This is a genomic window from Burkholderia sp. E168m15 (genome assembly GCF_016586105.1).
GTDB lineage: Bacteria > Pseudomonadota > Gammaproteobacteria > Burkholderiales > Burkholderiaceae > Burkholderia > Burkholderia orbicola.
This window is the reverse complement of record NZ_BCPO01000025.1, coordinates 1-2,387: the sequence shown is the minus strand read 5'-3', so window position 1 is coordinate 2,387 and position 2,387 is coordinate 1. Positions and strand designations below refer to the sequence as shown.

Genomic DNA, 2,387 nt, shown 5'->3' with positions numbered 1-2,387 from the left:
GATCGTCCGCCCGCGAGACCGTCGGCGCCGTCCATGAAGTTGTACAGGTTCGTCAGCCAGACCATCGCGAAACCCACGCCGGCGAGCAGCCACCACGGTGCGTCGGCCGGGAAGACGACGATCAGCGCGACGACTGCCGCGAGGTGCGCGGAGAATCGCACGCGGGCCGGCAGCCCGCGCCGGTCGTCGATCTGCGACATCGCGGCGAGTCCCGCGGCGGCGATCGCGATCAGCCAAAGCCGCGGCGCCAGCATCAGCAGCGCAACGACACAGACGGGCACGATGCCCCATCCGCCGACGCGCGGTGTCGGCAGCGTATGGAGCGAACGGTCGTTCGGAATGTCGGTGGCCAGACGCCAGGCCCACCCGGTGGCGAGCAGTACGCGGAGAATCGTCGTCGAGGCGAATGCGGCGGCCAGGGCCACCGCGGCCGTGGTGAGCCAGGTGGGATTCGCGAGAAGCATGTGGCTTTTATTTTCGTGTATCGCGCGAACGATACCATGCGGCGGTCGCTTCGAGGCCCTGGCGGGTCGTATAGGGCGGCTGCCAGTCGAGCACGCGCCTGATCCGACCGGTATCGAGTTGCAGACTGCCCGTCAGGCGGTCGATAGCCGCACTGCGACCGGTCAGCTTTCCGAGCACACGCAACAGCGCCGGCGGCACCGCGATCAGCCTCGCCGGCTTGCCGAGCGCGTCGCCGACGAGGCGCAGCAGGCCCGCGACCGTCGGGGCGTCGTCGTCGGCGACATGGAAGCATTCGCCGGCCGCTCGCGGGTCGATTGCGCAACGCAGCAGCGCGTCGGCGAGATTGTCGACGTAGACGATGCTGCGGCGCGCCGAAACCGCGCCGAGCGGCAACGGCATCCCGCGCGCGACCGCGTCCATCATTCGCAGGAAGTTGGCACGGACGGCAGGGCCATAGACGAGCGGCGGACGAACGACGACGACATCGAGCCCCGCCGACGCGCCGCACTGCGCGAGCTGCCGTTCCGCCCGCAACTTCGAACGGCCGTATGCATCCTGCGGGTCGGGTTCGAACGCTTCCGACAGCGGTATTCCGCCGTCGCCCTCTCCGACCGCCTTGATGCTGCTCGCGAACACGATGCGGCGCACGCCGTGATGGCGCGCGGCGTCGGCGAGACGCAGCGTGCCGGCGACGTTGGTGGCATCGAACGCAGCGTCGGGATCGGGGGACTCGTCGCGCATCACGTGCACGCGCGCGGCGAGATGGATCACGCAATCGGCGGTCAGGTCGGTTGGCCACGCTTCATCCAGACCCGCGAAATCGGCGGCGTCGTGCACCCATTCGAGCACGCCGTCGATGCAGCCGCCCGGACGCCGTACCAACGCGGTAACCGTATGTCCGGCATCCAGCGCACGACGACAGACCGCGCGGCCGACGAAGCCGTTCGCGCCGGTGACGACGAGGTGACTCACCAGAGCCTCCAGCCAAAGCGGTTGTAGAACTTCAAGGCCGACGCGGCGAACATGCGGATGTGCGCGAAGCCCTTGCGCGACGCCCCCCCACCGTGATGGATGACGCGCACCGAGGGAACATACGCGACGCGGGCAATCTCGTGCGTGCGCAGGCTCAGGTCGTAGTCCTCGAAGTACAGGAAATAGCGTGGATCGAAGCCGCCGAGTTTCTTCAGGACTTCGGTGCGGAACAGCATGAAGCAGCCGCTGACGATGGGGGGGTCCCAAACGACGTCGCGGTCGTTGATGACGTCGCGCATTTCGTAGCGGGCGAGGCGCTTCGCAAAAGCTGCCCGAAACCGCGCCGGCAGGAAGCCGCGCACGAGCAGATCGAGCACCGCCGGGTAACGGCGGCAGAGATACTGCTGCCCGCCTGTGTCATCGCCGATCCATGGCGTGAGCGCGCCGACGTCGGGACGCGAACCGAGAAACGCACGGGCGGCAACGAGCGCGTCTGCGTCGAGATCGATGTCAGGATTCAAGATCAGGTGAAACGGGCGTGTCGACGATTCGATCGCGAGATTGTGCCCCCGTCCGTAGCCAACGTTGCCGTGGCCCGACAGAATCCGGGTGGTAATACCTTTCGTATCGAGATCATCAATCAATGCAGACACGTCTCCCAGCCCACCGTTATCGACCAGAAACAGATCGACCGGGCATTCGAGCGAAGCCGTACGCAGGCGGTCACGCGCCGCGACCAGACTGGCCAGCGTCTGCTCAAGTTGAACGGTATCGGGGTGATAAACGACGATGGAGATTGACAAACCATCGACATCGCTGGGGGGCACGCTTATTACATTCATCCGTGGTTCGACTGCGCGCCTGCATGACGAAGCGCTGGTTGGACAACTGCCGATGCATGAAATCACGCACTCATACGGTTACTGAATCGTACAAGCCCGCTTTTCGTT

The 2,387-nt window shown here is 66.0% G+C and carries 2 protein-coding genes and 1 pseudogene; all 3 read right to left on the bottom strand.

Features of this window, described 5'->3' with window-relative positions; all coding sequences use genetic code 11:
- A pseudogene (locus JMF86_RS04070) lies at positions 1-464 on the bottom strand (glycosyl transferase); the annotation flags it as partial.
- Positions 465-471: 7 nt separating this feature from the next.
- A complete protein-coding gene (locus JMF86_RS04065) occupies positions 472-1,437 on the bottom strand; it encodes an SDR family oxidoreductase (RefSeq protein WP_175809006.1) in 966 nt (321 codons plus the stop codon).
- The gene (locus JMF86_RS04060) at positions 1,434-2,279 is read right to left on the bottom strand and encodes a glycosyltransferase family 2 protein (RefSeq protein ID WP_175809005.1); all 846 of its coding nucleotides are present in this window, start codon (positions 2,277-2,279) and stop codon (positions 1,434-1,436) included. The genes JMF86_RS04065 and JMF86_RS04060 overlap by 4 nt, the downstream gene beginning before the upstream one ends.
- Positions 2,280-2,387 lie beyond the last annotated feature (108 nt).